The organism is Ferrimonas balearica (assembly GCF_019802055.1).
GTDB lineage: Bacteria > Pseudomonadota > Gammaproteobacteria > Enterobacterales > Shewanellaceae > Ferrimonas > Ferrimonas balearica_A.
Genome location: NZ_JAHVHW010000007.1, coordinates 989,744 through 1,015,831, shown reverse-complemented (window position 1 = coordinate 1,015,831; position 26,088 = coordinate 989,744). Strand labels below are relative to the sequence as shown.

The 26,088-nt window shown below is 57.0% G+C and carries 27 protein-coding genes; 4 read left to right on the top strand and 23 right to left on the bottom strand.

The window, feature by feature from the left end:
- Window positions 1-351 precede the first annotated feature (351 nt).
- Entirely contained in the window at window positions 352-2,343 is a 1,992-nt protein-coding gene (locus tag KUV52_RS12225) for a methyl-accepting chemotaxis protein (protein ID WP_222526215.1), read from the top strand.
- Between the two features lie 47 nt (window positions 2,344-2,390).
- On the opposite strand, the gene KUV52_RS12220 is transcribed toward KUV52_RS12225, so the two are convergent.
- The 23 genes from KUV52_RS12220 to KUV52_RS12110 form a co-directional block, all read right to left on the bottom strand.
- On the bottom strand, window positions 2,391-3,242 hold the full coding sequence (locus tag KUV52_RS12220) for a mechanosensitive ion channel family protein (protein WP_222526214.1): 852 nt from the start codon (window positions 3,240-3,242) through the stop codon (window positions 2,391-2,393).
- Between the two features lie 216 nt (window positions 3,243-3,458).
- Entirely contained in the window at window positions 3,459-3,896 is a 438-nt protein-coding gene (locus tag KUV52_RS12215; protein ID WP_222526213.1) for an HNH endonuclease, read from the bottom strand.
- A 465-nt stretch (window positions 3,897-4,361) separates the two neighbouring features.
- Window positions 4,362-4,835 carry an FKBP-type peptidyl-prolyl cis-trans isomerase gene (locus KUV52_RS12210; protein ID WP_222526212.1) on the bottom strand — a complete coding sequence of 158 codons (474 nt, stop codon included), beginning with the start codon at window positions 4,833-4,835 and terminating at the stop codon, window positions 4,362-4,364.
- Window positions 4,836-4,933: 98 nt separating this feature from the next.
- The gene (locus KUV52_RS12205) at window positions 4,934-5,317 is read right to left on the bottom strand and encodes a cytochrome b562 (RefSeq protein ID WP_222526211.1); all 384 of its coding nucleotides are present in this window, start codon (window positions 5,315-5,317) and stop codon (window positions 4,934-4,936) included.
- A gap of 144 nt (window positions 5,318-5,461) precedes the next feature.
- Complete coding sequence (locus KUV52_RS12200) at window positions 5,462-5,968, bottom strand: cytochrome b/b6 domain-containing protein (protein ID WP_222526210.1); 507 nt, start codon at window positions 5,966-5,968, stop codon at window positions 5,462-5,464.
- On the bottom strand, window positions 5,965-6,495 hold the full coding sequence (hemG, locus tag KUV52_RS12195; protein ID WP_222526209.1) for a menaquinone-dependent protoporphyrinogen IX dehydrogenase: 531 nt from the start codon (window positions 6,493-6,495) through the stop codon (window positions 5,965-5,967). The genes KUV52_RS12200 and hemG overlap by 4 nt, the downstream gene beginning before the upstream one ends.
- A 131-nt stretch (window positions 6,496-6,626) precedes the next feature.
- Window positions 6,627-7,439 (bottom strand): ABC transporter permease, encoded by an 813-nt coding sequence (locus tag KUV52_RS12190; RefSeq protein WP_222526208.1) that lies wholly within the window; start codon window positions 7,437-7,439, stop codon window positions 6,627-6,629.
- Complete coding sequence (locus tag KUV52_RS12185; RefSeq protein ID WP_222526207.1) at window positions 7,436-8,338, bottom strand: ABC transporter ATP-binding protein; 903 nt, start codon at window positions 8,336-8,338, stop codon at window positions 7,436-7,438. The genes KUV52_RS12190 and KUV52_RS12185 overlap by 4 nt, the downstream gene beginning before the upstream one ends.
- Window positions 8,335-9,630, bottom strand: coding sequence for a nitrous oxide reductase family maturation protein NosD (gene nosD, locus KUV52_RS12180; protein WP_222526206.1), 1,296 nt, complete (start codon window positions 9,628-9,630; stop codon window positions 8,335-8,337). Before nosD ends, KUV52_RS12185 begins: the two co-directional genes overlap by 4 nt.
- Before the next feature lie 2 nt (window positions 9,631-9,632).
- Window positions 9,633-10,142 carry a nitrous oxide reductase accessory protein NosL gene (locus KUV52_RS12175; protein WP_222526205.1) on the bottom strand — a complete coding sequence of 170 codons (510 nt, stop codon included), beginning with the start codon at window positions 10,140-10,142 and terminating at the stop codon, window positions 9,633-9,635.
- 52 nt (window positions 10,143-10,194) lie between these two features.
- Window positions 10,195-11,139, bottom strand: a complete 945-nt coding sequence (nrfD, locus tag KUV52_RS12170) for an NrfD/PsrC family molybdoenzyme membrane anchor subunit (protein WP_222526204.1) — start codon at window positions 11,137-11,139, stop codon at window positions 10,195-10,197.
- Between the two features lie 2 nt (window positions 11,140-11,141).
- On the bottom strand, window positions 11,142-11,852 hold the full coding sequence (locus KUV52_RS12165; protein ID WP_222526203.1) for a 4Fe-4S dicluster domain-containing protein: 711 nt from the start codon (window positions 11,850-11,852) through the stop codon (window positions 11,142-11,144).
- Between the two features lie 36 nt (window positions 11,853-11,888).
- Complete coding sequence (locus KUV52_RS12160; RefSeq protein WP_222526202.1) at window positions 11,889-12,545, bottom strand: tetratricopeptide repeat protein; 657 nt, start codon at window positions 12,543-12,545, stop codon at window positions 11,889-11,891.
- 45 nt (window positions 12,546-12,590) lie between these two features.
- Window positions 12,591-13,370 carry an FKBP-type peptidyl-prolyl cis-trans isomerase gene (locus tag KUV52_RS12155; protein ID WP_222526201.1) on the bottom strand — a complete coding sequence of 260 codons (780 nt, stop codon included), beginning with the start codon at window positions 13,368-13,370 and terminating at the stop codon, window positions 12,591-12,593.
- A gap of 28 nt (window positions 13,371-13,398) precedes the next feature.
- Window positions 13,399-13,821 (bottom strand): rhodanese-like domain-containing protein, encoded by a 423-nt coding sequence (locus KUV52_RS12150; RefSeq protein WP_222526200.1) that lies wholly within the window; start codon window positions 13,819-13,821, stop codon window positions 13,399-13,401.
- Window positions 13,822-13,869: 48 nt separating this feature from the next.
- Window positions 13,870-15,888, bottom strand: coding sequence for a multiheme c-type cytochrome (locus KUV52_RS12145; RefSeq protein WP_222526199.1), 2,019 nt, complete (start codon window positions 15,886-15,888; stop codon window positions 13,870-13,872).
- A gap of 479 nt (window positions 15,889-16,367) precedes the next feature.
- On the bottom strand, window positions 16,368-16,868 hold the full coding sequence (locus tag KUV52_RS12140) for a nitrous oxide reductase accessory protein NosL (RefSeq protein ID WP_222526198.1): 501 nt from the start codon (window positions 16,866-16,868) through the stop codon (window positions 16,368-16,370).
- A 53-nt stretch (window positions 16,869-16,921) separates the two neighbouring features.
- A complete protein-coding gene (gene nrfD, locus KUV52_RS12135) occupies window positions 16,922-17,866 on the bottom strand; it encodes an NrfD/PsrC family molybdoenzyme membrane anchor subunit (RefSeq protein WP_222526197.1) in 945 nt (314 codons plus the stop codon).
- A 2-nt stretch (window positions 17,867-17,868) separates the two neighbouring features.
- A complete protein-coding gene (locus tag KUV52_RS12130) occupies window positions 17,869-18,579 on the bottom strand; it encodes a 4Fe-4S dicluster domain-containing protein (RefSeq protein ID WP_222526196.1) in 711 nt (236 codons plus the stop codon).
- Window positions 18,580-18,615: 36 nt separating this feature from the next.
- Entirely contained in the window at window positions 18,616-19,272 is a 657-nt protein-coding gene (locus tag KUV52_RS12125) for a tetratricopeptide repeat protein (RefSeq protein ID WP_222526195.1), read from the bottom strand.
- 45 nt (window positions 19,273-19,317) lie between these two features.
- The gene (locus KUV52_RS12120; protein WP_222526194.1) at window positions 19,318-20,070 is read right to left on the bottom strand and encodes an FKBP-type peptidyl-prolyl cis-trans isomerase; all 753 of its coding nucleotides are present in this window, start codon (window positions 20,068-20,070) and stop codon (window positions 19,318-19,320) included.
- A gap of 28 nt (window positions 20,071-20,098) precedes the next feature.
- Window positions 20,099-20,521: a rhodanese-like domain-containing protein gene (locus KUV52_RS12115; protein ID WP_222526193.1), complete on the bottom strand. Its 423-nt coding sequence runs from the start codon at window positions 20,519-20,521 to the stop codon at window positions 20,099-20,101.
- 48 nt (window positions 20,522-20,569) lie between these two features.
- The gene (locus tag KUV52_RS12110) at window positions 20,570-22,588 is read right to left on the bottom strand and encodes a cytochrome c3 family protein (protein ID WP_222526192.1); all 2,019 of its coding nucleotides are present in this window, start codon (window positions 22,586-22,588) and stop codon (window positions 20,570-20,572) included.
- A 614-nt stretch (window positions 22,589-23,202) separates the two neighbouring features.
- Between KUV52_RS12110 and KUV52_RS12105 the strand changes: the two genes are divergently transcribed.
- The 3 genes from KUV52_RS12105 to KUV52_RS12095 are packed head-to-tail and all read left to right on the top strand — an operon-like array spanning window position 23,203 to window position 25,947.
- Entirely contained in the window at window positions 23,203-24,966 is a 1,764-nt protein-coding gene (locus KUV52_RS12105; protein ID WP_222526191.1) for a heme lyase CcmF/NrfE family subunit, read from the top strand.
- A 3-nt stretch (window positions 24,967-24,969) separates the two neighbouring features.
- On the top strand, window positions 24,970-25,347 hold the full coding sequence (locus tag KUV52_RS12100; RefSeq protein ID WP_222526190.1) for a cytochrome c-type biogenesis protein CcmH: 378 nt from the start codon (window positions 24,970-24,972) through the stop codon (window positions 25,345-25,347).
- 3 nt (window positions 25,348-25,350) lie between these two features.
- Window positions 25,351-25,947: a TlpA disulfide reductase family protein gene (locus tag KUV52_RS12095; RefSeq protein WP_222526189.1), complete on the top strand. Its 597-nt coding sequence runs from the start codon at window positions 25,351-25,353 to the stop codon at window positions 25,945-25,947.
- Window positions 25,948-26,088 lie beyond the last annotated feature (141 nt).

The window sequence follows — 26,088 nt, the reverse complement described above, 5'->3', positions numbered from 1 at the left end:
GCTCAGCACCCCCCTCACCTCATGGAAGTGAGCCGTTGAACCTGCTTTACGCGGAGCATAAAAGTCAGAAGTAACTCACTGAATAGAATCCAATATCAGCACATGTAAAACATTGGAGCTCAAACTCTAGTCAGATGTGCCAAACCGGTGAAATGACACAATTAGAGTAATTACACTCACCTTACACCTTGGTCCGTCCCACGCATTTCCTTGCCCGGTTTCCATTGTTAGTGTGACGCCTGACTTGCAGCCTTATGCCTCTGGTAACTCACTGTTATCCCTGGGTGTTGGGGGCGAAAAGCGGCATGGATAGCTGTCGCAGAGCATGTCGGCTAAACCAAGGAATGCACGATGAACCACTTTAACCAAATCAAGCTGACACAGGCGTTCGGGCTGATCTCTCTCCTGCCCCTGGCCACCTGTCTCATCATGATCTACTTCCTGTTTACGCATCTCCACGAAGAGAAGCAGCATGCACAGCGCGATGAGGAAAGGCTGGTGCTGATGGCATTGCTGGACGAAGTGGCTCATCAACATGCGGTAGAGCGCGGACTGACCGCGGGCTTTCTGGGCGCACCAACACCAGAAAGCCGCCTGGCGATGGATAAGCAAAGGACCAACGCCGATGCCGCCGCCGACGCGCTTCTCAGTCTCGATCTCAACGCTTACCCCGCACTGAACACCCATCAGATAGAGCAACTTCTGGCTGAAGTCGGCGAAGCATTAAGTCAGAAAGCCGCTATCCGCCAGTCAGTCGATATGAGAGAGGGGCAATCGGCATTCGGCTACTACTCCGCGTTGAATCAGGATGCACTGGAAAGCGTCAACCGCTTGATTCTCACCATGCACAACACTGAGCTGCGACATCAGCTCAGAGCAAGCTGGCACTTGATGATGGCCAAGGAGCGTGCAGGTCAATATCGCGGCATGCTCAATGGACTCTTTGCCAGGGGTAGCAGCACCACTGTTCAGCACAGCAAGGTGGTTCGTTACTACGACTTCGAGCAAAAGCAGTTGCAGGAATTTGCCAGACTCGCGCCCGCTCGCTGGAGCGACACCATGGCACAGTTGAAGCGCCTGCCCCACTGGCAACAGGTCAGGCAGACCCTGCAGAGCTTTACCAGCCAACAAAGTCTGGACAAGGTCAGTGGGCCGGCCAATTGGTTTGAATTGGCATCGCAACGCATCAACGATATGAAGGAGCTGGTGATCCAGCTGGATAGAGAGAGTGAGGCGATCGCCAAACAGGAGGTGCGTGACGCTGAGCTGCGCATGATTATCGGCACCTCTTCTCTGGGCCTGCTTATTATCATCACGCTGGCACTGGTGAGGCGTTTCAACCGCCTGACCATCTCGCAAGTTCGGGACATTCAGGATGCCCTCAAGCAGGTCAGCGTTGAGCATGATTTGACCATCAGGGTGAACCAGCACGCCTCAAATGAGCTTGGGGAGATCGCTCAGGCACTGGATAGCCATATGGGTCAGATGCAACAGCAGTTTATCCATACCCGGGAGCAGATGGACGCCAGCCTGGCTCAATTGGATGCCATCACCCAAGCCTCGGCAACGGCGCAGAAGCAAGCCACGCAGCAACATGAACAAACCGAATGTATCGCAGCGGCAATAAAAGAGATGCATCTGGCCAGCCACTCCATTGCCTCATCCATGCAGTCTGCCTCGAAAGAGACCGACTGTGTTGAGCAGCTCTGCCTAACCAGCCAAAGTCAGCTGTCGCTGCTGCAGGAGACCATGGCCGACATGGAGCAGGAGTTAACCCAGAGTTTCGAGCGGGTGCAGGTTCTGGTCGACAGCACCACTCAGATCCAGGGCATTCTCTCTGCCATTGAGGGGATCGCCGAGCAGACCAATCTGTTGGCGTTAAACGCCGCCATTGAGGCCGCCCGCGCTGGTGAGCAGGGCCGCGGATTCGCCGTGGTCGCCGAGGAGGTGCGCAACCTCGCCAAGCGCACATCGGAGGCGACGGAGGAGATCAACCAGTTGATTTCGTCTCTGCTTCAGGGCAGCGAACAAGCGCACGCGGCCATGAGCAACAGCCGCACTCTGACCCAGGAAGCGGCGGGACAGATCAATGAAAACAACGACCGGATCAACAGCCTGTTCAGTGGCATCAGCCGCTTGAATACCTTGATTGCACAAACCGCGACGGCTTCGGAGCAGCAATCGGTGGTGGTCAATGAGATCAACGGCAATGTCATCACGGTCACTCAACTCTCAGACCAAACCATCGCCAAGGTAGATGAAACCCAACACACCGTCAGCCAAATGCTGAAGGCCGTTTCCGCCCTGAATCAACAAGTGAAGCGCTATCGCATCACCCCTTAGTTTTCCTCGGAGCCGACCGATTTGCCCCGCACTTGCGGGGCTTTTTTTTACGCAGCAGTAGAGGGTTCAGGGTATGCCAGGTGGTACGCGCTCATAAAGTCGGAACGGACATGCTGTTCAAGATGGGTCGCCTGTTCTGTGGGGCAGAACAGCATGATATGGACAATCTGCTCGCCAGTGGCACCGCTGGTGATATGGATATGAGGATCCGGTCCCGGCAGGTCCACACCGGCGTGTTTCTCAATCACGCCGTTATAGCGCCGTGCCACCTCAATAAACTCCTCACAGTGATGCTCAATCTTTTCAATCAAGGCGGGCACCAGCGGGTACAGGTTGTTGAAGCCCGGCACCACGATGGAGAAGTTGTGGTAGACATAACGCTTCATAAAATTGAGGTTTTTCACCGGATAGGTAAAAAACATGCTATTGGGCAGTGTGATGGTTTTCCCGGTGAAGTGATACTGCCCATGGTGGAGATCGATCTCCTGGATCACCGTCGCCATCAGATTATGCTCAATCACCTCACCACTGATCTTGCCGACTTCAATCCAATCGCCAATACGAAAGGAGCGGGAGCTGGCCCGTTGAATTGAGCCGGTGAAGCAGAGGATGATCTCTTTGGAGGCCACCACAACCGCCACTGCAATAGCGGTTACCGACAGGGCAAACTCACTGATTTCCGACTTCCAGATCAAGAAGATACTGAGCACAAGGATCGTAAAGGCGCCGTTTTTCGTCAAAGAGATCCACGTGCGCTGCCCCTCTGACAGAAACATCGCGTCACCACGAATCGCGGACAACACCAGGCGACGGACCAGCAGGATAACGAAGACCAAAAGAGCGCTCAGTAGCAGCTTATTTTCCAGCAAAAAGGTGAAGACTATTTGAGCGTTTTCCATCGGTTACCTGCAGCGATTCAACAACAGGTCCCACCATAGCCGATCGGACAATGGCCTTCAATTTCGTCCCCGCCACCTCTGTGATCGAGGTTCAATCCTGCCCCTTTTCAACCAGAGCGTGACGTTTTACCACATGTGACATAGCGGATTTTCGCTCGTTCATGAACCCTATCTTCCACATCGGCGCACTCAGCAGACCTGATCAGTTCAGGGCGTTCACCATCGGGTGGAGGAACGATTGGATTTGCCACGATTACAAGCGGCACAAAGGACCTGTAGATTTTCAAGACAGAGTGCCAGTTCAGGATGGGTGGAGCGCGGCTTGATATGGTCGACATGCAGTTGAACCTCGGCCCCGCCCTGGGCGCCACAACAAGCGCAGTAGTTGCCGTGCTTCTGCAATGCTTCATAGCGCAATCGCAACCACTGCTGGCTTTGATAAAAGTCCGGTGCTCTGGCGGTTGGAATTCCGGTCACCTCATCAGCAGCCCGAAATATCGCTGGGGCTTCTCCGGGGGCATAAAGTATGGCATGTCCCCCTACCTGACGGCCCATATTCTCAAGCCACCGAACAATACTGCGTTTCGCCGCGGTTTCAGACTGGTACCGTTTTCGTTTGACTCGTCCAGATAGAGAGTAGGTGACCTGATACATGTACTTGCACCGAAAGAGTAAATAGGCTTTAACGAAGATTAACCTGTATCAACCATCTGAATAAAGGGAGTTAGGATGACTGTCGGACAAGCATTGAGTGTGCAGGGATCCGCGGTTTCAGGATAAAAAAACGGGACACCAATCCGGTGCCCCTTGGCTCTTTGACTAGGAGGGTTGGGTATAACAGTGCAGGGGTACTTCCATATCCCACCATTCCTGTATATTACCAATTACTGCATATAGGAGAGTTGCAGTTTGTTACATCTAGCTTAACGACAAAGACCCTTTGGGAGAGTCAATTTTATTGTAGTTGCTCAAATAAAAAACCCAAGTCATTAACCTCGCCATTTTGTATTTTCAGTGTATGTTGGCTTTAACTATTTAATGTCTTCTAAACATTAAATATGTTTGAGTAATCGAAAATAAAAAAGGAGGCTTTAGCCTCCTTCTTTCGGAAATTAACGATCAATTGACGCCAAGCAGTTCCACATCAAAGATCAGTACCGAGCCTGCAGGAATGGCACCGACACCACGATTGCCGTAGCCAAGCTCAGCCGGGATAAAGAGGCGGTATTTGTCACCCACGCTCATCAACTGCAAACCTTCGGTCCAGCCCTTGATCACCTGGTTCAGGCCAAAGCTGATCGGCTCACCACGTTCAACTGAGCTGTCAAAGACGGTGCCGTCAATCAGAGTGCCGTGATAGTGCACTTTGACTTTGGAGGTCGGCCCGGGGTGCTCCGTGCCCTCCCCTTTTACCAGTACCTGATACTGCAGGCCGGAAGCGGTGGTCTCTACTCCCTCCTGCTTCGCGTTCTCTGCCAGAAAGGCAGATCCAACTCCCGCGTTCTCAGATGCCACCTTCTTATTGGCGATGGAGCGCTGCAGAAACAGGCCCACCAGAGCCAGGACGATGACGATAAGAACAATCTTGGACACGATGACACTCCACAATGTAGATGATGGGTGAAACTCTAACACACTGACCCATAAAGGGTGATCTCTCCAGTAAGCCGAACGGGCCCTTTCGTCAGAGATCAGGGCTTAAAGCTTCTATGGTGCTGTTTTCGCAAAGCGTCCAGGGCTTCCAGTTGCGACGTCAGGTCTTCCACCTCACCCGAGGCCATGGCGGCCTGCACCTGGGTTACCGCTTCCAGAAATTCGTTCATCGCCGCTTCATACTCAGGTTGAGCGCCTTTTCGCACCATGGCACGGCTGGCGTCACTGGCCAGTTGGTGAAGCGTCGCCAGGTGGTTGGCCACCACCAAGGGGTCCTCACTGCCGTTGATCGCTTTCCACTCCCGTCCCATCGCTTTCATGGTTTGCTGTAGGTCAATGGCCCCTTCGGGAGCCGATTCCGGTGCACCAAAGCAGCCCCCGAGGCCCAGAGTGGCACTCAACAACAGAGCCTGAATTCGCATAATGTCCCTCTCTTATGACTTGGATCACGGCGAGTCTAAGGAACAATAAGTCTCACTCTCAACGTGTTTTGCGAATTTTTACATGCCGTTAAAACCCAAAATGCCGGGACAGAGCCCGGCATTAACATCGGCATAAAGACGGACTCAGGCGTCCCTGATCAGATCCACAACCGAGATCAGTGCGGCCACAGCGTGAACCACCAGGAAACCCAGCAAGCCCGAAGCGGCAAACAGATGCTGTTTGCGCCAGAAGAAGGCATCACTGCTGCCCTGGGTCAACAACCAGCCAATTCCGGTAATGCCCACCGCCAGCAGCAGAAGCAGACCCAGCCCTTCGATAAAGGCCAGCAGACCACTGCCTCCGGCACGAGGCAGACGTCCTCTGAACAGACCCGCCAGATCCGACAACGTCGGCTTCAGATCACCAACCAGATAGGGAAAGTACTGACGCCACTGGCCGTGACGACAGCAGTGGCGAAGAAAGGCGGCCCCAACCAGAGTCGTCAAGACACCTATCACGATATGAGCCCAGTCCCAAACGGTCGCCGACACGGGGATCCGATTGGCCATCCGCACCCAATCTGCGGTGGCAAACAGCCAGATAACCCCTACGATCGCCAGCCGGTGTAGCCAGGGCTCAATCTTATTCATGGACGCAATCCTGCGAAGTCGTTAGCAAACTGGTCTACCCGGTCCCACTGGGTGTACTCGATGTGGCTGTTGGGATCCGTTGGCCCTTTGGTCAGCCACATGATGAAGCGGATGATGTTGCGATCAAACCAGTTGTAGCGCTGGTAGTTGATCACCCCACCAAAGACGCCCAGCAATTTGGGTTGCCACGGGGTCTTCTGCAAAAACTGCTTCACGTACGGATTGGTATCCGGGGTGTTCTTGTGGGGTTTACGCGCCACCAGGTTGACGGAGAAGAAGGCGTTGGGGCGTGCGTCCAACTCCGCTTGATGATCAACAATCCACTGGTACAGCTCAGGGCGATACTTGCCGTGGTAGATGCTGCAGGCCAGCAACACCTTGTCGTACCCATCCAGGGATTGAGGGGCCTCGCTCAATGGCCTCATCTCCACTGTCTCGCCGCTGCCATCAAGATGCTCGGCAATTCGCTGGCAGATTTTGTGGGTTTGGCCAAATTGGCTGGCGTAAATCAGGAGGGTTTTGCTCAAAGGCCACCTCGCTTCCATTTCAAGTTGTTCTCTATCTTAGAGCAGTGTGCTTACGCCGGATATGACCAAGCTCACCTTGTTAAAGTTCGGCCTGAACCTTCGCTGTGGCACGTTTCGGGATCCGGGTCACTTTAGAGCGTTAATCGAGCAAGCCGCCGCTGACAGCGCCAGAGCAGCAGCACCAACCACCCCACCATCGCAACCACCATCCAACCGGGGCCCAGGGCCGCATCTCGGAACAGAGACAGCACACCGGACACCGATACATGCTCAATGGCAATCAGGTTGGTCAGGCGGAACAGGTCTACCGGGTTCAGCAGTATCAGACTGCGTACCCAAACGCCGCCCCACTGGCCCACCAATAGGCCAAGCAGCACCAGGTCATAGAGCAGCACCAGGAAGAACCACAGCGCAAACAGCTTGGCTGCCGCCCGCCCCTTGCTCTGTGCCCCCAGGCTGACGTAGTAGCCCAGAGCAATAAATACCCAGCCCAGCAGTACCGCAGTGACGATAAAGTTCAGATAACCCAGCAGCAGCCCTTCACGCAGGGGGGAGAGGGCAAATACGATAAGGCCGGTCAGCCCAAACCCCAACAGGGCCGTCAACGCCAGAATGGTGCCCTGCCCAAGGAACTTGCCCAACAGGATCTGACGCCGACACAGGGGGTAGGAGAGCATCAGCAACAAAGTGCCGTCCTCCCGCTCCCCCACAAAGCTGTCATAGGAGAGCTGAATCGCAATGAGCGGGATCAGCACCGCAGCCAGTGTGGCCAGCGCAGACAGGCTATCCTGCCAGGGCCCCATCTCCAACCGCCCACTGGCCGCAGACCCAAACAGGGCCAGCACCAGTGACAGAGCAAAGAAGCTGGCACTCAGGCTCAACAACCAACGGTTGCGCAGTCCATCGAGAAACGCTTTACGGGCGATCACCAGTGTCGGGTTCATAGGGGCGCTCCCAGAGTGGATTGATGATGGTGGTACACCTCCGGCAGACTCGGTGCCGTCACGGTGAAGTCCAGCAAACCGTGGACACCGGTGAGTCGCGCAATGGCACGGGGCTTCTGCTCTGCACTCACCCACAAGCTTTGGCTCGCCTCATCCCAGTGCTGTGCCAACTGGTCATCCTGCCGGATCCGTTCGGAGGCCTGTGCCACCGTGATTCGGGTTTTCAGCCCAGCGGCGTGCCGCAGGGTTGCCAGGTCGCCGGACGCAAGCACCTGCCCCTGAGCCATGATCAGTGCATGATCAAAGTGGGGCTCAATCAGGGTCAACTCGTGGGTACACACCACCACCGCACATCCCCGCTCAACCTGCTGGTTCAAACAGTGGTAGAGGTAGGCCGAAGAGTTGGGGTCAAGCCCGACGGTAGGTTCATCCATCAACAGCAGTTTTGGTTCCCCCAGCAGGGCCTGCGCCAATCCCAGGCGCTGGCGCATCCCCTTGGAATACTGCCCAACCGGACGACAGGCGAACGGGGCGAGATCCAACTCAGCCAGCAATTCGCCCACACGGCGACGATCCACACCACGCAAATCAGCAAAGTAGGTCAGCAACTCTTCACCGGTAAGGTGCGGGTAAAGGCTGACCTGTTCGGGCAAATAGCCAATCGCCAACTGCTGGCGCTGGCGTGGCTCAGAGGGGATCCGGCCCAGCACCGATAGGGTACCGGCATCCGGGCTGAGCAACCCCAATATCAGCTTCATCAAAGTGGTTTTGCCCGCGCCATTGTGGCCGAGCAGCGCCATCATGCTTCCCGGCGCCAACTCAAAGCTGACGCCCTTCAGGGCCTGATGGCCGCGATAAGACTTGTGCACGTCTCGTGCGTAGATGGCGGCATCGTTCATAGAGATGTCTCGTATTTGGTGATCAGATCGCTGGTGGGAGGCGCCATCATAGGATGGAGGTCCACCACGCCGCCCGGCTGGTCACCGCTTTGTCGAATCAGGTAACGAATCACCTGCACCACGGGACTGTCGAGCAGGAAACGGGCTTCGGGGTAAATCCAGAACAGGCGGTCCAGGTCATCATTGGGGACAAAAGGCAGATCGCCGATGCCGTCATTGTCCAGATCCCAACCGTCGTAACCGCTCCAGTAGTTCCCCATGCCGCAGTGGTTCCAGGTCACGGTGTTCTCACCCAGGTATTTGACCTGAATCTGGTTGTTGACGAAGGCGTTGCTGTAGAGCCGGTTGTCCTCGCCGCCCAGCGCCATCATGATGCCGATCTCGCTGTCCTTAAAGTGATTGCGGAAGATCTCGTTGTCCGCGGCACCATAGATAAACAGCCCTTTACCTTCCCCATCGAACAGGTCCTGGCTGTCCGGGTTACGGACATTAGCCACCCAGTTTCCCCAAACGCGCGCCCCGAAGGTCATATTGAGCAGAATGCCGAACTCCCGGGCGTTCTCGACCCGGTTGTCGTGCAGTTCCACCACCTTGGAATCCATCAATGCCCAGCCGCCGAGCACATCGCGGGCTTCGTTGTTCCAGGCGGTGATCTGCTCTGAGTACATCAGGTGCAGCGGGTACTGCTGCAGCCCCATAATGTTGTCCCACACCCGGATGGACTGACTGGATTCGAGATAGACCCCATCCCGCACTTCAGTGATGTGGTTACCGGAGACCGAGCCCTCCTCGACCTCGTGAAAGTGAATACCGTCTCCGCGCAACACCATGGAGAGTGATGGGTCGCCTTCGATGCGATTGTGCCGCACCGTAACGTGACGGGCTTTGTCTGCCCGGACACCAAATCCCTGCCCCAACATTCGGTTGTGCTCGATCAACAGGTTTTTCGTGCCCGGCATCACCTGAATGCCTGCCGTTTTACCAAACAGGGCCTGACCATAACCGGTGATATAGAGACCACGAACCGTGACATTGGAGGCGTTGATGATCAGAACAGAGCTGCCCTGCCCTTCAAGGTGGGCACCGCTCTGACCCTTCAGCGTGAGGGAGGTGGAGACGGTAAATTGACCAGGGTAGCGCCCTGGTGCGAGATCAATGATGTCCCCGGCTTCTGCCTGAGACAGGGCCGCAGTCAACGCTTCCGCATTGTCTACGGCCACCGTTTTGGCCTGAGCTGGGAACAGGGCGACCAGCAAGCACAGTGCCGCCAGACGCTTGGCCAGATAACCCATTATCAGTGGCCCTTATGACCACCCTGATGGCCATTTTTGTGGGAGTTCAGCAGTTCCAAAGTGATCTCCTCGAAACGGAACAAACGGCCGCCAAACGCATCGGCAAACGCTTGCGCAGACTCCTCGGTGGAGAAGCTGGCCAGTGCCGGGCCCATTGCCGCCGGACGATCAGAGCCGTAGACGTACCAGGCTTCCTGGGCAAGAACGAACTCATCAGCCGGGATATGCCAGTCATTCACTGCCATGTCGTGCACCAGCGCCTGAACCACCTGGCGACCCTTATCCGGCTGCAGCACAAACTCAAACAGGTCACGGGTGGAGCAGAACTTCAGCTGCTGCTCATTGGCCAGGTTGGCCACCCCTTTCGGGCCGGGGTAGCGCACCAGCACCATGCCACACAGGTGGCAGCGATCCTCTTGCTCAACCTGAGCATGAATCTCAGAAACCTGTGCCTGGGGTTGGGAACAGGCGGCCAACAAAAGCGTGGCACTCAAAACCAGTAACTTGCGCATCACAAAACTCCGTACAACACCGCCGGGGGAAGTTCCCCCGGCGAAAACAGGCTTACATGCCGTAGATCTGGCCGCCCATCAGCAGGAACAGACGCAGACACATCATGCCGCACACCACGCTGAAACAGGTGGCGTAGAACGCGCGGCCGGAATGGGCAAACTTCTGGCCAAAGGCGAAGTTAAACGCCAGCGGCAAAACAAAGCCCAGGCCAACCACACCGAACCAGAACAGCGCACCCCACACCCCTTCAGAGAAGGCGGCCATGGCGGCGTTGCTCACCGCATCACCGAAGATCAGGCCGGAGAACAGCATGAAGATGAACATCGCTTCCACCGCCATGATCGGCCACTCGGCCCCATGCAGCAGGTGCATCTCCTTGCTGTGCAAGTCCTCACCAAAGAACTTCACCGCCACCGCTTTTGCCACTGCGGTACCGGCAGACAGACCGGACACTACGAACAGGGCCGGCAGGATGGAGGAGTTGATGATCGGGAAACGCACCAGCGCGGAGATCAGGAAGCCGGTGTAGGCACACACCGCTACGGCACTGATCAACGCAATCCACTCACAGGGACGACGCAGGCCGACAAAGCGATCGATCCAAGGGATCAGGAAGCCAATCTGGGGGATTTTGGCCAACTCATCACGCAGCGCGAAGGCCGCAATTACCATGGTCAACGGGATGTAGAGACACAGCACCACCACACCCAGAGACATCACAGAATTAAAGTTGTAAAAGACCAGAATCTTCCAGAAGAACAGCGGGTTAGTCAGGTCGAGTACCAAACACAGCATACCCAGCATGATGGCAACTACTGAGACCACACCCGCAGATTTGAGCAAAGGCGTATTCTCAGTTTGCTGTTTGTAGATCCGCATCAGCATGGCGACGGTCAGGGCGCCGCCGGAGATCCCGGCGAAGAACAGATAGACCGCGATGGGCCAGGGCCAGGCGATGGCGCCGCCCAGGCCAGTGGTAAAGTCGATGCCGTTCATGCTCACACCTCCGGCTTCATTTTGGCGACGTAGCGCAGGCTGGGCTCAGTGCCCAGATGCGGGCGGATCCGCTGGGTATTTTTAACCGCCAACAGACGGCTGACGTAGCTGTTCGGATCGTTCGCATCACCAAACACCAGAGCGTCATAACGACAGGCCTGAACGCACGCCGGCAATTCGCCTTTGGACAGCTTGGAGTGCAGACAGAAGTCGCAGTTGTCTGCCACGTCGGTGTTGTCGTTGATCTGACGGGCGTTGTAGGGGCAAGCGCCGATGCAATACTTACAACCCGCACACTTGCTGCCGTCCATGGTGACAATGCCGGTTTTCTCGTCGCGGTAAGCGGCGCCGGTCGGGCACACCATCACGCAGGGCGCCTTCTGACACTGCTGGCAGGATACGCGCACGTATTTCCGGTCACAGTGACACTCGGTTTTGCCACAGGTGGGGCACACAGCACCCTCTACGCGGTCACTCTGGCGCTCCAGAGTCAGGCGCGCCATCCCTTCCGGCAGATCGTTGGCCTCGTTGCAGGCGTCTTTGCAGCGACCACAGCCGGTGCACTTGGTCTGGTCGAACATCATCACGTAGTGAGGGCGTTTCTCGCCGTCGGCGCCCTCTTCAGTGCTGCTGCAAGCCGCCAGGGTCACCGCCGCAGTACCAACACCGATCCCTTGCAGGAACTGGCGTCGGTGTAGCTTCAGTTGGTTCACATCATCATCCTCGTTGTTATCGATGGGGTCGGGTTGTCAGAGCACTTCCGCCAGTCTGGATTGAGCCCGTGAGATGGCGTTACCGATGGCAGCACGATTAACGTCACTCTTATCGCTGGCCAGAAGTACCTGCCAATGCCCGATGGCCTCCTCGTAGCGGCCACTTAAGTAGGCCTGGTTGGCCAGCAACATCCGTGTGGTCACGTCTGCGTTGTCCAGGGCCAGGGCCTGCTCCACCAGAGCCCGCGCGTCCTCGCCGAACGCCCGGTCATCACGGTAGTAGAGGTAGCTGGCTTTGAGACCCAGCCACGCGGGCTGAGGCGTGGTCAGTGCCAGCAGCTGATCCATCACGGAGACCGCCTGCTCATATTGGCCACCGGCAGCATGGCTGCGGGCCAGTTTCAGATAGCGCTCGGGATTTCCAGGGTTGTCATCCAACGCCAAGCGGTCTTCGTTGATGGTTTTTTGCAGCAGGTAGCCAACCCGATGATCGACGGTGACCTGGTCCCAGTCCCCATAACGTCCAAGCTGGCCGTAGAGGGTCATTGCAGGGAGGATGAGAGTAGACATCAGGACCACAGGGAACACCTTGCCCGGCGACGGCATCCGAACTGCGCACCGCTGGTGCTGCAGCAGGAAGATCCCGCAGACGCATAACAGGAGGACCGTCAGGGGCAGGGCTAATGGGGTCATGGGAACCTCGTACATCGTCTCTCGATCGGGTTGGCTGAAACGGGTTTATTCGCCTTTGAGCATCTCGTCCATGGAGGCACCGCCACCCATGGAGGCACCGTGGCCAAAGTTGCCGGCCTTCGGCTCTTCAAAAGAGAGCAGCTCAATTTCAAAAATCAGGGCGGAATGGGGCGCCATGGCCGCTTTCGGGTCCTGGATGTCGTAGGCCAGAGTGGACGGCATAACAAAGCGGTATTTCGCGCCCGGAGCCATCAGCTGCACACCCTCTTCCCAGCCGGGGATGGTGTGGATCAGGCTCATCTGAGCCGGTTCGCCCTTGGTGTAGGTGTTTTCAAACTGGGAGCCGTCGATGGTCCAGCCTTTGAAATGTACGGTGACCACGTCTTCCGCAGAGGGCTTATCGCCTTTGCCTTCGGCCAGTACCTGGTACTGCAGACCGGACTCGGTCACAACCACACCGGCTTTCTTGGCGTTCTCTGCCAGGTAGGCGTCGTTGGCGGCTTTGGCAGCGTCCATCTCGGCTTGCTGCTTGGCTTTCAGTTCGGTGTTCAGGCGTTCAGCGCGAGCGTTCAGGAAGTCGAGCATCGCTTCCGGCTCCAGCTTGGTTTCGCCCTTCAGTGCATCTTCCACACCGTCCATCAGCGAATTCAGGTCAATCTCCTGACCCAGCTCTTTCTGACCTTCCAGCTGGCCGGACAGGTACTTACCGAAAGACGCACCGATACTGTAGGACTCGTTTTCCAGGTCAGCGGCCAAGGCTGGCAGGGTAAACAGAGCGGAACTGACAGCCAGAGCAGCCAAAGAACGTTTGCAGAAGGATTTCATAATCTTGTCTCTTGGTTTGAACCAGTAATCAGGGTTTCTCAGTCACGCGGCCAGACATCTTCCAGCCAAAGATTCCGTCGGGCATTTGGCTGACGTTGGTGTAGCCCATGGCTTTGACGGCATGTGCGGCAATCTCACTGGCGTTGCAGAGGCGATTGGCGCAGTAAAAAATCATCTCGGCGTCCTTGTCCTCGGGCAGCAGTTCCTTCCAGTTGTCGACGAAAAAGTGGATGGCGCCTGGGATGTATCCATCAGCCCAGATCTCCAGCACATTGACGTCGTAGAAAAGCACTCCCGGTTTGCCCAGCCGTTGCTCCGCCTGGGCCAGGCTCATGTAGTTGATCTCGGTCTCATACACGGGAGCCGGTCGCATCTCGCCACCCGCGCCAGCGAATGCGGCGGGGCTGAGCAGACAGGCGGCCAGAGCCAGGGCGTTTAAGAACTTGTTCATCTCTGTCCCTCAAATCAGCCCCGGCTTGCGCCGGGGCTGCATGGTGCCTTACTCGCCGACGTAGTCGCCGTTGTCGAGCATGGCTTGGGCTTCCTGAACATAGATCCAGGCGTCTTCGATGATGCGCTTGGAGTAGTCGAAGCCGTGAACACCCCAGGAGCCGTCTTTCTCGATCTTGGCTGCTGCGTCGCGGGCCTTGTCGACCATCAGCAGAATCTGAGCCTTGTCGGAGTTAGACAGACGGGTCACGTTCAGCAGTTGCTCGATACGCTCGATAGACTTCAGCACCTTGGCGTGAGTCGCTTTGATCGGCTCCTGCCACTTCATCACTTCACCGTAGATCTCCATCTGATCCTGGAAGTGCAGACCTTCATCCAGCTCGGATTGGAACTGGCTGTGACAGCCTTTGCCGTTCACCACGTTGCGGTCGGAGGCAGAGGTACGGGCACAGGACCACATCAGGTCGAGGTAGGTGTAACCCTCTTCGTCCTTGGCCATGGTCCAGTCTTTACCAGTACCGTCACGGGGCTGACCTTCAGCCGGGTTCAGGGTCTTACGGGTCGGGTGGATATCGATGTTCCATACGTGGGAAGCACGTACGTTGTCGAAGCCAGCGTGGTCAGAGAACTGGATGGAGGTGAACTTCTCACAGGAGCCCATGTTGGGCATGTGGCAAGAGGAACACTCTTTGTCACCGTGCGGCTTGGACTTGGCGTGGATCTCAGCCTGCGCTTCGTGACAGGAGGCACAGTCCACTTTCTGTTTGGTCTTGGTGAAGCCAGACAGGTAGTTGCCATCGGTCACTTCGTGAGGATCGTGACAGGTGGTACAACGCATACCGGCGTCGTAGTGGGCAGAGCCGAACATCTGGGAACCTTCGGTACCACAGGACGGACACGCACCCTTCATCTTCACGCCGAACGCGTCTTCCGGCTTGGCATCCGGGCCAGTCGCGATTTGCGGGGTGTAGTCGAAGCGCTGGTGGCAGCGTTCACAGTTGGACTGCATGTTGCCCACACCGCCGTCGAGGTGAGCACCGGCGCCGTGACACTCTTCACAGGCAACACCCTTGGAGATGGTGTGCTTGCGCAGCTCTTCCGGGTTGCCCAGGGCAGCGAAGAATTCGTCTTCGTTCTGGAAGTCGAACTTAAAGGTGTGGCAAACCTCACAGTAGGAGGACGCCGGCTGGAACAGCAGCTTTTGCTTGTAGGTAGAACCGTAAGAGTTCACACCCCAAACTTCAGAGCCCATCTTGCCGTAATCATCCATAACCACCGGGAATTCCGGGATGGCTTTGTTGATCTTCTTCACCATCTCAGGGGTGAGGAACTCGGCCCAGTTACGGGAGAACTGGTTACCACCGGCCACCAGAGTACCGGTGCCGTCCTTCAGCAGACCGTCTTTTACGTGGTAGGTACCACGTACCAGGTAGGAATCGATAAAGCCGTACTTGGTACGCGGAGTACCGATTACACCGTAGATGGCATCCGGCGTGATCCCCATCGGCAGAATGGAGGCCTTGGAGCCGTACATACCAGCGTGGAAGTCGCCGTTCGGCGCTTCTACCACTTCATCCGGGAAACGGATGGTGTTGGCGTGACGAGAGCGCTTCCACTTCTCGTACTGAACCGCGTGACACTCACCACACTTCTCCGGGCCAACAAACTTGTTGGGGTAATCCAGGATGGATTTGGCGCCCAGGCGGTACTGAACCGCAGTGGGGCGGCCTTTCTCGGCAGAGTACTTCTCGGAGTTACCGGTGTGCAGGTACTCTTCGCCACGGTCACTGATGTGGGGGGTACCCAGCATGCGACCTTCCGGGCCGTAGGTTTTGAAGATCGGGTGATTTTCAAACAGGAATTCGAACAGTTCCTTTTCCTGAACGATGTAATCGTGCAGGGTACGAACACCTTTTTCTTCAAGGGTGCCGTCCGGGTTGTTCATGATCATTTGCGCTTGCGGCGACATTTTCGGGCTTGGGCCTTTTGCCGCATCAGCGGCGTAGGCCGCTACGCTGGTGCTGGCAATCATGGCCGCAACGGTCGCCCGGAGTTTCCAGGTTTTCATCAACATCTCCTAATTTCTTTTTTACCTCCCGGGCTTTGCCCCGTATGAAATCTACGGTTCCCATGGCTCGCCTCGAGAAGGTGAGCGCATTGAAACACCGCTAGGAGACTCAGAAACGGCCTGACCTCACACTTTTCCTGGCGTTGATTCCATCAATTCCAGGAACACCCCTAAATCAACATATAAACCTTTTTATTCAGATACTTAGCCTTTGTTTTTTGAGCTTTTTTTAGCGTCATTTTTAGCGATATTCAGCGGTCAAAGACTCTAAATTTGCTGCTTATTTCATCGATGTTTTTTTGCGGTTTCATTTTTGCGCAGTATTAGAAGGAGGTTCATCTGCGGTAAAAGCCGTGTTACCGCCTCAAATCCGGTTCAATTCCTGGCACTGCCCTGCCCCTCCCCCAACGCGTTCGGAACCGACGCCGGGCCATCTGGCACTGCCCATTTTTTCAGCGCCAGCAGATGACCCAAAGTGATCAGTGGCCTCCATGGTGAGCGCCCTTGTGCGAGTTCAACAGCTCCAGGGTGATCTCGTCGAAGCGAAACAGGCGTCCCCCATATTCATCAGCAAAGGCCTGTGCCGATGCTTCGGTGGAGAAACTGGCCAATGCCGGGCCCATCGCCGCCGGACGATCCGAACCGTAAACAAACCAGGCATCCTGAGCGGTCACAAACTGGTCGTTAGGATGCTCCCAGTTGTTGCCATTCATATCGTGCACCAGGGCCTGAACCACCTGCCGCCCCTTATCCGGTTGCAGCACAAACTCAAACAGATCACGGGTGGAGCAAAACTTCATTTGCTGCTCGTTGGCCAGACTGGCCACCCCTTTCGGTCCGGGGTAACGCACCAGTACCATGCCGCACAGGTGGCAGCGATCCTGCTTCTCCACATGGGCATGGAGGTCCGCTTCATGGGCCTGTGGCTGGGAGCAGGCGGCCAGCAAAAATGCGGCACTCAAAACCAGTAATTTGCGCATCACAACTCTCCGAGTATCACCGTCGGGGGCTTTCACCCCCGACGTATTGGTCATTACATGCCGTAGATCTGGCCGCCCATCAGCAGGAACAGACGCAGACACATCATGGCGGACACCACACTGAAGCAGGTGGCGTAGAACGCCCGGCCGGAGTGGGCAAACTTCTGGCCAAAGGCGAAGTTGAACGCCAGCGGAAGAACAAAGCCCAGGCCAACCACACCGAACCAGAACAGCGCCCCCCACACCCCTTCAGAGAAGGCGGCCATGGCGGCGTTGCTCACCGCATCACCGAAGATCAGGCCGGAGAACAGCATAAAGATGAACATCGCTTCCACCGCCATGATCGGCCACTCGGCACCATGCAGCAGGTGCATCTCTTTGCTGTGCAGCTTTTCACCGAAGAACTTCACCGCCACCGCTTTGGCCACCGCGGTACCGGCAGACAGACCGGACACCACAAACAGAGCCGGCAGGATGGAGGAGTTGATGATCGGGAAGCGCACCAGCGCAGAGATCAGGAAGCCGGTATAGGCACACACCGCCACGGCACTCAACAGCCCTACCCATTCGCAGGGGCGGCGCAGCGCAACGAAGCGATCCAGCAGCGGTACGAGGAACGCGGTCTGGGGGATTTTGGCCAACTCATCCCGCAGCGCGAAGGCCGCAATCACCATAGTGAGGGGGATGTAGAGACACAGCACCACCACACCCAGGGACATCACGGAGTTGAAGTTATAGAAGACCAGGATCTTCCAGAAGAACAGCGGATTGGTCAGGTCGAGCACCAGACACAGCATCCCCAGCAGAATGGTGACCACGGAGACCACCCCCGCCGCTTTAAGCAGAGGTGTGTCCACGGTTTGCTGCTTGTAGATCCGCATCAGCATGGCGACGGTAAGAGCACCGCCGGAGATCCCGGCGAAGAACAGGTAGACCGCGATGGGCCAGGGCCAGGCGATGGCGCCGCCCAGGCCAGTGGTAAAGTCGATGCCGTTCATGCTCACACCTCCGGCTTCATTTTGGCGACGTAGCGCAGGCTGGGCTCAGTACCCAGGTGTGGACGGATCCGCTGGGTGTTCTTCACGGCGAGCAAGCGGCTGACATAGCTGTTGGGGTTATTGGCATCACCGAACACCAGCGCCTTATGCTTGCACGCTTGCACACAGGCGGGCAGTTCGCCCTTAGCCAGCTTGGAGTGCAGGCAGAAGTCGCAGTTGTCTGCCACATCGGTGTCTTGATTGATCTGCCGTACGTTGTAGGGGCAGGCGCCGATACAGTACTTACAACCCGCACACTTGCTGCCGTCCATGGTAACAATGCCGGTTTTCTCATCGCGGTAGGCCGCGCCCGTCGGACACACCATCACACAGGGCGCCTTCTGGCACTGCTGGCAGGATACGCGCACGTATTTCCGGTCGCAGTGGCACTCGGTTTTGCCACAGGTGGGACAGGTGGCGCCCTCTACTCGGTCGCTCTGGCGCTCCAGATTTAGGCGCGCCATCCCTTCCGGCAGATCGTTGGCCTCGTTGCAGGCGTCTTTACAGCGGCCACAACCGGTGCACTTGGTCTGGTCGAACAACATCACATAGTGAGGGCGCTTCTCGCCGTCGGCGCCCTCCTCGGTGCTGCTGCACGCCGCCAGGGTCACCGCCGCAGTACCAACACCGATCCCCTGCAGGAACTGGCGTCGGTGTAGCTTCAGTTGGTTCACATCATCATCCTCGTTGTTATTGATGGGGTCGGGCTGTCAATGCCCTTCAGCCAGACGGGCCTGAGCCCGCGAGATGGCGTTACCGATGGCAGTGCGGTTGACGTCATCCTTGTTACTGGACAGAAGCACCTGCCAATGCCCGATGGCCTCCTCGTAGCGGCCAACTAAGTAGGCCTGGTTGGCCAGCAACATCCGTGTGGTTACGTCTGCGTTGTCCAGGGCCAGGGCCTGCTCCACCAGAGCCCGGGCGTCCTCGCCGAACGCCCGGCCATCACGGTAGTAGAGGTAACTGGCTTTAAGACCCAGCCACGCGGGCTGAGGCGTGGTCAGTGCCAGTAGCTGATCCATCACGGAGACCGCCTGCTCATACTGACCGCCAGCGGCGTGACTTCGGGCCAGTTTCAGATAGCGCTCGGGATTGCCGGGGTTCTCGTCCAGCGCCAGGCGGTCTTCGTTGATGGTTTTCTGCAGCAGGTAGCCAACCCGATGATCGACGGTGACCTGGTCCCAATCCCCAAAGCGCCCAAGCTGGCCGTAGAGGGTCATTGCAGGGAGGATGAGAGATGACATCAGGACCACAGGGAACACCTTGCCCGGCGACGGCATCCGAACCGCACACCATTGGTGCTGCAGCAGGACGATCCCGCAGACGCATAACAGGAGAGCCGTCAGGGGCAGGGCTAATGGGGTCATGGGAACCTCGCACATCGTCGATCGATCGGATTGGCTGATAAGGGATTACTCACCGCCCCCCATTGAAGCGCCATGGCCAAAGTTGCCGGCCTTCGGCTCTTCAAAAGAGAGCAGCTCAATTTCGAAAATCAGTGCGGAATGGGGGGCCATCGCGGCCTTGGGATCCTGGATGTCGTAAGCCAGCGTGGAAGGCATGACGAAACGATACTTCGCACCAGGGGACATCAGTTGGACGCCCTCCTCCCAGCCGGGGATGGTGTGGATCAGGCTCATCTGGGCCGGTTCGCCCTTGGTGTAGGTGTTTTCAAACTGGGAACCATCGATGGTCCAGCCTTTGAAATGCACGGTGACCACGTCCTCTCTGGAGGGTTTTTCACCGTCACCTTGGGTGAGCACTTCATACTGCAGGCCGGACTTGGTGATGGTCACACCCGCTTTCTGAGCGTTCTCTGCCAGGTAGGCGTCGTTGGCCGCTTTGGCAGCGTCCATCTCGGCTTGCTGCTTCTGCTTCAGCTCGTCATTCAACCGTTCAGCACGGGCGTTCAGGTGGTCCAGCATCGCTTCCGGTTCCAGCCTGGTGTCCCCTTTCAGGGCGTCTTCCAGGCCATCCATGAGTGCATCCAGATCGATCTCCTGACCCAGCTCCTTCTGCCCTTCCAATTGACCAGACAGGTACTTTCCGAAAGAGGCGCCGATGCTGTAGGACTCGTTCTCAAGGTCGACGGCCAGGGCCGGCAGAGTAAACAGGGCGGAACTGACAGCCAGTGCGGCCAAAGCGTGTTTGCAGAAGCGTTTCATAATCTTGTCTCTTGGTTTGAGCGAGTCATCAGGGTTTCTCAGTCACACGGCCGGACATCTTCCAGCCAAAAATGCCGTCCGGCATCTGGCTCACGTTGGTGTAACCCATGGCCTTGACCGCGTGTGCGGCAATCTCACTGGCGTTGCAGAGGCGATTGGCGCAGTAAAAAATCATCTCAGCGTCTTTGTTCTCGGGGAGCAGTTCCTTCCAGTTGTCGACGAAGAAGTGGATGGCACCCGGGATATATCCATCAGCCCAGATCTCCAGCACATTGACGTCGTAGAAGAGGACCCCCGGCTGCCCCAGCCGCTGTTCCGCCTGGGCCATACTGAGAAAGGTGATCTCAGTGTCATAGGTGGGGGCGGGCCGCATCTCACCACCTGCGCCCGCTAGGGCCGCCGGCGTCGCCAGTGCAGTGGCTAAGGCGAGGATTTTCAGAAGTGTTTTCATGACGTTCCCTCAAGTCGGCCCCGGCTCTCGCCGGGGCCGCTTTATGCCTTACTCGCCGACGTAGTCACCGTTGTCGAGCATGGACTGGGCTTCCTGAACGTAGATCCAAGCGTCTTCAATGATGCGTTTGGAGTAGTCGAAGCCGTGGACACCCCAGGAGCCGTCTTTCTCGATCTTGGCAACCGCATCGCGGGCCTTATCGACCATCATCAGAACCTGAGCCTTGTCTGTGGTGGACAGACGGGTCACGTTCAACAACTGCTCGATGCGTTCGATAGACTTAACCACCTTGGCATGGGTCTCTTTCACCGGCTCCTGCCACTTCATCACTTCGCCGTAGATCTCCATCTGATCCTGGAAATGCAGGCCTTCATCCAGCTCAGACTGGAACTGGCTGTGACAGCCTTTGCCGTTCACCACGTTGCGGTCGGAGGAGGAGGTACGGGCACAAGACCACATCAGGTCGAGGTAGGTGTAACCGTCCTCATCCTTGGCCATGGTCCAGCCTTTACCGGAACCGTTACGGGGCTGGCCTTCAGCCGGGTTCAGGGTCTTGCGGTTCGGATGAACGTCGATGTTCCAGACGTGGGAAGCGCGGACGTTATCGAAGCCTGCGTGGTCCGGGAACTGAATGGAGGCGAACTTCTCACAGGAGCCCATATTGGGCATGTGGCAAGAGGTACAATCGGATTCACCGTGGGCTTCAGACTTGGCATGGAACTCCGCCTGGGCCTCGTGACAGCTGGCACAATCCACTTTCTGATTGGTCTTGGTCACACCAGTCAGGTAGCTGCCGTCGGTCACTTCGTGCGGATCGTGACAGGTGGTACAACGCATACCCGCGTCATAGTGGGCAGAGCCAAACATCTGGGAACCTTCGGTACCGCAGGACGGACACGCCCCCTTCATCTTCACGCCAAAGGCGTCTTCCGGCTTGGAGTCCGGACCCGTGGCGATCTGAGGCTTGTAGTCGAAGCGCTGGTGGCAGCGTTCACAGTTGGACTGCAGTTTACCGACACCGCCGTCGAGGTGAGCACCGGCGCCGTGACACTCTTCGCAGCTTACGCCACGGGCGATGGTGTGCTTGCGCAGCTCTTCCGGGTTACCCAGGGCAGCAAAGAACTCGTCATCACTCTGGAAATCAAACTTAAAGGTGTGACACACCTCGCAGTAGGAGGACGCCGGCTGGAACAGCAGTTTGTCTTTGTAAGTGGAGCCGTAGGAGTTCATGCCCCATACGTTGGAGCCCATCTTCCCGTGTTCAGCCATATCAACCGGGAAATCCGGGATGGCTTTGTTGATCTTCTTGGCCATCTCCGGCGTCAGCCAGTCGGCCCAAACCCGGGAGAACTGGTTACCACCGGCCACCAGGGTACCGGTGCCGTCTTTCAACAGACCGTCAACGATATGGTAGGAACCACGAACCAGGTAGGGGTCGATGAAGCCGTACTTGGTGCGGGGTGTTCCCACAACGGCGTAGATGGCGTCCTCGGTGATCCCCATCGGCAGAATGGAGGCCTTGGTGCCATACAGGCCGGCGTTCAGGTCGCCGTTCGGTGCTTCAACCACGTGCTCCGGGAAACGGATGGTGTTGGCGTGACGAGAGCGCTTCCACTTCTCATACTGCACCGCGTGACACTCACCGCATTTTTCGGGACCAACAAACTTGTTGGGGTAATCCAGGATGGACTTGGCGCCCAGACGGTACTGGACAGCCGAGGGACGCCCCACGACACCGCTGTACTCTTCTGAGTTACCGGTATGCAGATACTCTTCACCGCGGTCACTGATGTGCGGTTTACCCAGCATCCGTCCTTCCGGACCGTAGGTCTTGAAGATCGGGTGATTTTCGAAGAGGAAATCGAACAGTTCTTTTTCGTCAACGATATAATCGTGGAGGGTTTTAACCCCTTTCACCGCTTCGGTGCCATCGGGGTTGTCAAAAATCAATTGAGCTTGCGGCGACATTTTCGGGTTGGGACCTTTTGCCGCATCACCAGCGTAGGCAGCTACACTGGTGGTGGCAATGACGGCCGCAACGGTCGCCCGGAGTTTCCAGGTATTCATCAACATCTCCTAATTTCTTTTTTCCCTCCCGGACTTTGCCCCGTATGAAATCTACGGTTCCCATGGCTTGTCTCGGGAAGGTGAAATTATTGAAACACCGAGAAAACACAAAATTACCCAACTTGTGTCACATTTTGCTTTCCCTTGGGTTCTCAAAGGACCACCCATCACCAAATGGCAGCTAATAGCCTTTAATTACAACACCCTAACTAACTATTCGTTAGGTTTAATCAGACCTAAAACGGGGCGTTTTTAGCCCTGATAAAGGCTAATTGTTGCAGCTTCTTTAATCGAATGGGGTTGCAATATTGAGAACATCAAGTAGTGAATACTTTTTACTTTTTCGCCCATTTTTTGCGCACTTATTTTTGAGGGAGGCGCTTCACACTTTGCCGAAGAGGAAGGTCTTGATAGTGGTTTGGAGTGATAAAGTGAGTATCGATAATGAGGCTAAGTCGATTGGTCTTTCATTATTTACTTACCCTCACCCAATGATTACGAGGTGAATTGTGATCCCGGAAATTGGGCACTTTGCTTTTATTGTCGGCACCTTCTTATCAATACTGATCTTAGGGATGCCCCTGCTTAATCGCTATTCGCTTTACCGATGGCAAATGCAGAAAACCTGCGTCGCAATGATGTTGGGATGCACCGTGATTGCCGTGCTCAGCCTGGCCATCAGTTTCCTGACCAACGACTTTTCGGTTGCTTACGTAGCGAACAACTCCAACAGTTCACTCGCCTGGCCCTATAAAATTGCGGCACTTTGGGGCGGTCACGAGGGCTCATTCCTGTTCTGGGCTGCGGGCATCACATTGGCGTTGGCGTGCATTGCGTTTAAGCAGCACCTGGAGCCTGCCTTCCAAAGGCTCGTGGTCACTATACTGGCCGGGGTCAATGCCGGATTTAACCTGGTGATTCTGCTCACCTCAAATCCCTTTGCCAGACTGTTGCCGGATGTACCCGCTGAAGGTCGTGACCTTAACCCCTTGCTTCAGGATATCGGTCTGATCCTGCACCCCCCGCTGATCTTTCTCGGCTATATCGGCTTTACCGTACTGTTTGCCGGCGCCGTTGCCGCCCTTTGGCAGCGTCGCTACTCTGCGGATCTGACGCAGTGGCTACGTCACTGGACGCTGCTGACCTGGATCGTGCTGACCGGCGGCAACGCTTTCGGCTCCTGGTGGGCCTACCACGAACTGGGTTGGGGCGGATGGTGGTTCTGGGATCCGGTGGAAAACGCCTCCTTTATTCCCTGGCTTGTGGCCACCGCCCTGCTTCACCTGCTTTACCTGAACCGGCGCCATAAGGCGTTGGCTGCCAGCAGCCTGATCCTCTGTATTCTCGGATACACGCTGGCGCTTATCGGTACCTTTTTGGTGCGCTCCGGTGTGATCGATTCGGTGCACGCTTTTGCCTCCGATCCCAGCCGAGGCATCGCCATCCTTAGCTTGTTACTGTCCACCGTAGGTCCGGCACTATTGATCATCGCCTGGCGCGGCACGCCGGACAGTCAACCAGCACCCCTGGCGGGGCGCAGCGGTATGACGCTGTTTGGCGCGCTGCTCACGTTGGTGGCAGCTTTCGCGGTACTGCTGGGCACCTGCTACCCGATCCTGTTCAAAATGCTGGATCTGGGCGCCATCTCCGTGGGTCCCCCCTACTTCAACAGTCTGTTTGTGCCGATCACCTGCCTCTGTGCACTGCTCGCCGCCATCGCTCTGCTGCGGGGTTCCGGCTGGCTTATTCCCACTCTAGTGGTGGTCGCCAGCACCATCGCGACGGCGGCCATTCTGGTGGCCTGGCCCACCGACAAATGGATGTGGGTCAGTGCCGGTGCCTTTACCGCGCTGGCGCTGCTGATCACCCTGGTGGTCAGGCTGATTCAGGCTCCCCATCTTCTGAGTCAGCCTCGTCAGGTCGGAATGTGGCTCGCCCACTTCGGGCTGGTTATTGCAATGCTGGGGGCGACGGCTGTCTCCAATTATGAGCAGAACGCCATGGTGCGTATGGGACCGGGCACCGGCCGAATCGTCGCCGACCACACCGTGGTGTATGAGGCCACTGAAACCGTTAACGGCCGGGGCTTTATCGCCACTCAGGCCCGCATCCGCGTTGAAGATGACGCTGGCGTGAAGACCGCCACTCTGCTGCCTCAGCGCCGCACCTATATGGACGATATGACTGAGCTGACCGAATCCGCGCTGCTCCGCCAGCCGCTGGGGGATCTCTATCTGTCGATGGGGCCGGAGTTGGAACAGGGCGAATACCTGATGCGCATCAGTTACAAACCCGGCATCAACGGCCTGTGGCTCAGTGCGGCCTTGATGATGCTGGGCGGCCTGCTCTGCCTGTGGCCCCGCCGAAAAGGACAATAACTCATGAGAGTGTTTTTGCTGCTGACGCTGCTGATGACCAGCCTCACTCTGTCCGCAACCCCGATGTCCGCCAATCAGCGCCATCAATATGAGGCGATCGCCGCCGAGTTACGCTGTCCGGCATCGGTCAACCTGACGGTACAGGAATCCCAGGCCCCCATCGCCTTTGAGCTGAAAGCCCGCATCGCGGAACGGGTTATCGAGGGGGCAAGTCGGGACACCATCATTGCAGAGCTGGAAGCCCGTTATGGGCCTCAAATCCGCTATCGGCCCGCTCTGGAAGCCAGCACCTGGCTGCTGTGGTTTGGTCCTGTGGGCCTGTTTTGTCTTCTTGCTGCGGGTGTGTTCGTTGCCGCCCGCCGCCCATCAAAATCGGAGTGAACAATGCGAATTTCCGCTTTGGCGCTTGGGCTGGCTCTGTCACTGAGTCTGCCGGCTCATGCCACCTCTCAACTGGAAAAAGCCTACGCCACCGGGGAGCCCATTCAGAAGCCAATGGTGCTCTCCCGCATGATCGAGTTTTCTCAGGCCCGAAAAGTGCCAGATTTGACCTTCAATAATGACGCTGGTGAGCCCGTCAGCCTGTCCCAGTTTCGCGGCCAGGTGGTGTTGCTGAACCTGTGGGCGACCTGGTGCGGCCCTTGCCGCAAAGAGTTGCCGGAAATGGACGCACTGAAAACGCACTATCAGGGCAAGGGCTTGACCGTGGTGCCTCTGAATATCGACCAGGAGGGCGAACTGCCCGGTGACGTCCGCGCCTTGCTGGAAAAGCTGGATCTGCCCGACCTGCCCACCCTCTATGATCCAGAGCACACCATCGGTGCAACGGTTCCGGTGAATGTGGTGCCCGCCACCTACCTGTTTGACGGTGAAGGTCACCTGGTCGGCTTTGTCCGCGGTTATCTGGATTGGGAAGCCAAGGGGATCATCCCCTACCTGGACAAATTCATCGCTAAATACGCGCAGCCGCAAAAGAGCTGATGCCGCCCCATCCCTCCGCTTTGCCCCCTTTATGGGGGCTTTTTTGGGGCGCCCTCCCCCGTTTTTGATGACCCCCCTGACCGGTTGAGTGTGTGGCAACGTCACTGCCTCGAGCCAAAGCAACCGGAAGCGATCCGCCTA

What these genes read in the sequence shown, in the direction of transcription:
- KUV52_RS12225 (WP_222526215.1), top strand. Translation starts at nt 352, where the DNA reads ATGAACCACTTTAACCAAATCAAGCTGACACAGGCGTTCGGGCTGATC.
- KUV52_RS12220 (WP_222526214.1), bottom strand. Translation starts at nt 3,242, where the DNA reads ATGGAAAACGCTCAAATAGTCTTCACCTTTTTGCTGGAAAATAAGCTG.
- KUV52_RS12215 (WP_222526213.1), bottom strand. Translation starts at nt 3,896, where the DNA reads ATGTATCAGGTCACCTACTCTCTATCTGGACGAGTCAAACGAAAACGG.
- KUV52_RS12205 (WP_222526211.1), bottom strand. Translation starts at nt 5,317, where the DNA reads ATGCGAATTCAGGCTCTGTTGTTGAGTGCCACTCTGGGCCTCGGGGGC.
- KUV52_RS12200 (WP_222526210.1), bottom strand. Translation starts at nt 5,968, where the DNA reads ATGAATAAGATTGAGCCCTGGCTACACCGGCTGGCGATCGTAGGGGTT.
- KUV52_RS12190 (WP_222526208.1), bottom strand. Translation starts at nt 7,439, where the DNA reads ATGAACCCGACACTGGTGATCGCCCGTAAAGCGTTTCTCGATGGACTG.
- KUV52_RS12185 (WP_222526207.1), bottom strand. Translation starts at nt 8,338, where the DNA reads ATGAACGATGCCGCCATCTACGCACGAGACGTGCACAAGTCTTATCGC.
- nosD (WP_222526206.1), bottom strand. Translation starts at nt 9,630, where the DNA reads ATGGGTTATCTGGCCAAGCGTCTGGCGGCACTGTGCTTGCTGGTCGCC.
- KUV52_RS12175 (WP_222526205.1), bottom strand. Translation starts at nt 10,142, where the DNA reads ATGCGCAAGTTACTGGTTTTGAGTGCCACGCTTTTGTTGGCCGCCTGT.
- nrfD (WP_222526204.1), bottom strand. Translation starts at nt 11,139, where the DNA reads ATGAACGGCATCGACTTTACCACTGGCCTGGGCGGCGCCATCGCCTGG.
- KUV52_RS12160 (WP_222526202.1), bottom strand. Translation starts at nt 12,545, where the DNA reads ATGACCCCATTAGCCCTGCCCCTGACGGTCCTCCTGTTATGCGTCTGC.
- KUV52_RS12155 (WP_222526201.1), bottom strand. Translation starts at nt 13,370, where the DNA reads ATGAAATCCTTCTGCAAACGTTCTTTGGCTGCTCTGGCTGTCAGTTCC.
- KUV52_RS12150 (WP_222526200.1), bottom strand. Translation starts at nt 13,821, where the DNA reads ATGAACAAGTTCTTAAACGCCCTGGCTCTGGCCGCCTGTCTGCTCAGC.
- KUV52_RS12145 (WP_222526199.1), bottom strand. Translation starts at nt 15,888, where the DNA reads ATGAAAACCTGGAAACTCCGGGCGACCGTTGCGGCCATGATTGCCAGC.
- KUV52_RS12140 (WP_222526198.1), bottom strand. Translation starts at nt 16,868, where the DNA reads ATGCGCAAATTACTGGTTTTGAGTGCCGCATTTTTGCTGGCCGCCTGC.
- nrfD (WP_222526197.1), bottom strand. Translation starts at nt 17,866, where the DNA reads ATGAACGGCATCGACTTTACCACTGGCCTGGGCGGCGCCATCGCCTGG.
- KUV52_RS12125 (WP_222526195.1), bottom strand. Translation starts at nt 19,272, where the DNA reads ATGACCCCATTAGCCCTGCCCCTGACGGCTCTCCTGTTATGCGTCTGC.
- KUV52_RS12120 (WP_222526194.1), bottom strand. Translation starts at nt 20,070, where the DNA reads ATGAAACGCTTCTGCAAACACGCTTTGGCCGCACTGGCTGTCAGTTCC.
- KUV52_RS12115 (WP_222526193.1), bottom strand. Translation starts at nt 20,521, where the DNA reads ATGAAAACACTTCTGAAAATCCTCGCCTTAGCCACTGCACTGGCGACG.
- KUV52_RS12110 (WP_222526192.1), bottom strand. Translation starts at nt 22,588, where the DNA reads ATGAATACCTGGAAACTCCGGGCGACCGTTGCGGCCGTCATTGCCACC.
- KUV52_RS12105 (WP_222526191.1), top strand. Translation starts at nt 23,203, where the DNA reads ATGCAGAAAACCTGCGTCGCAATGATGTTGGGATGCACCGTGATTGCC.
- KUV52_RS12100 (WP_222526190.1), top strand. Translation starts at nt 24,970, where the DNA reads ATGAGAGTGTTTTTGCTGCTGACGCTGCTGATGACCAGCCTCACTCTG.
- KUV52_RS12095 (WP_222526189.1), top strand. Translation starts at nt 25,351, where the DNA reads ATGCGAATTTCCGCTTTGGCGCTTGGGCTGGCTCTGTCACTGAGTCTG.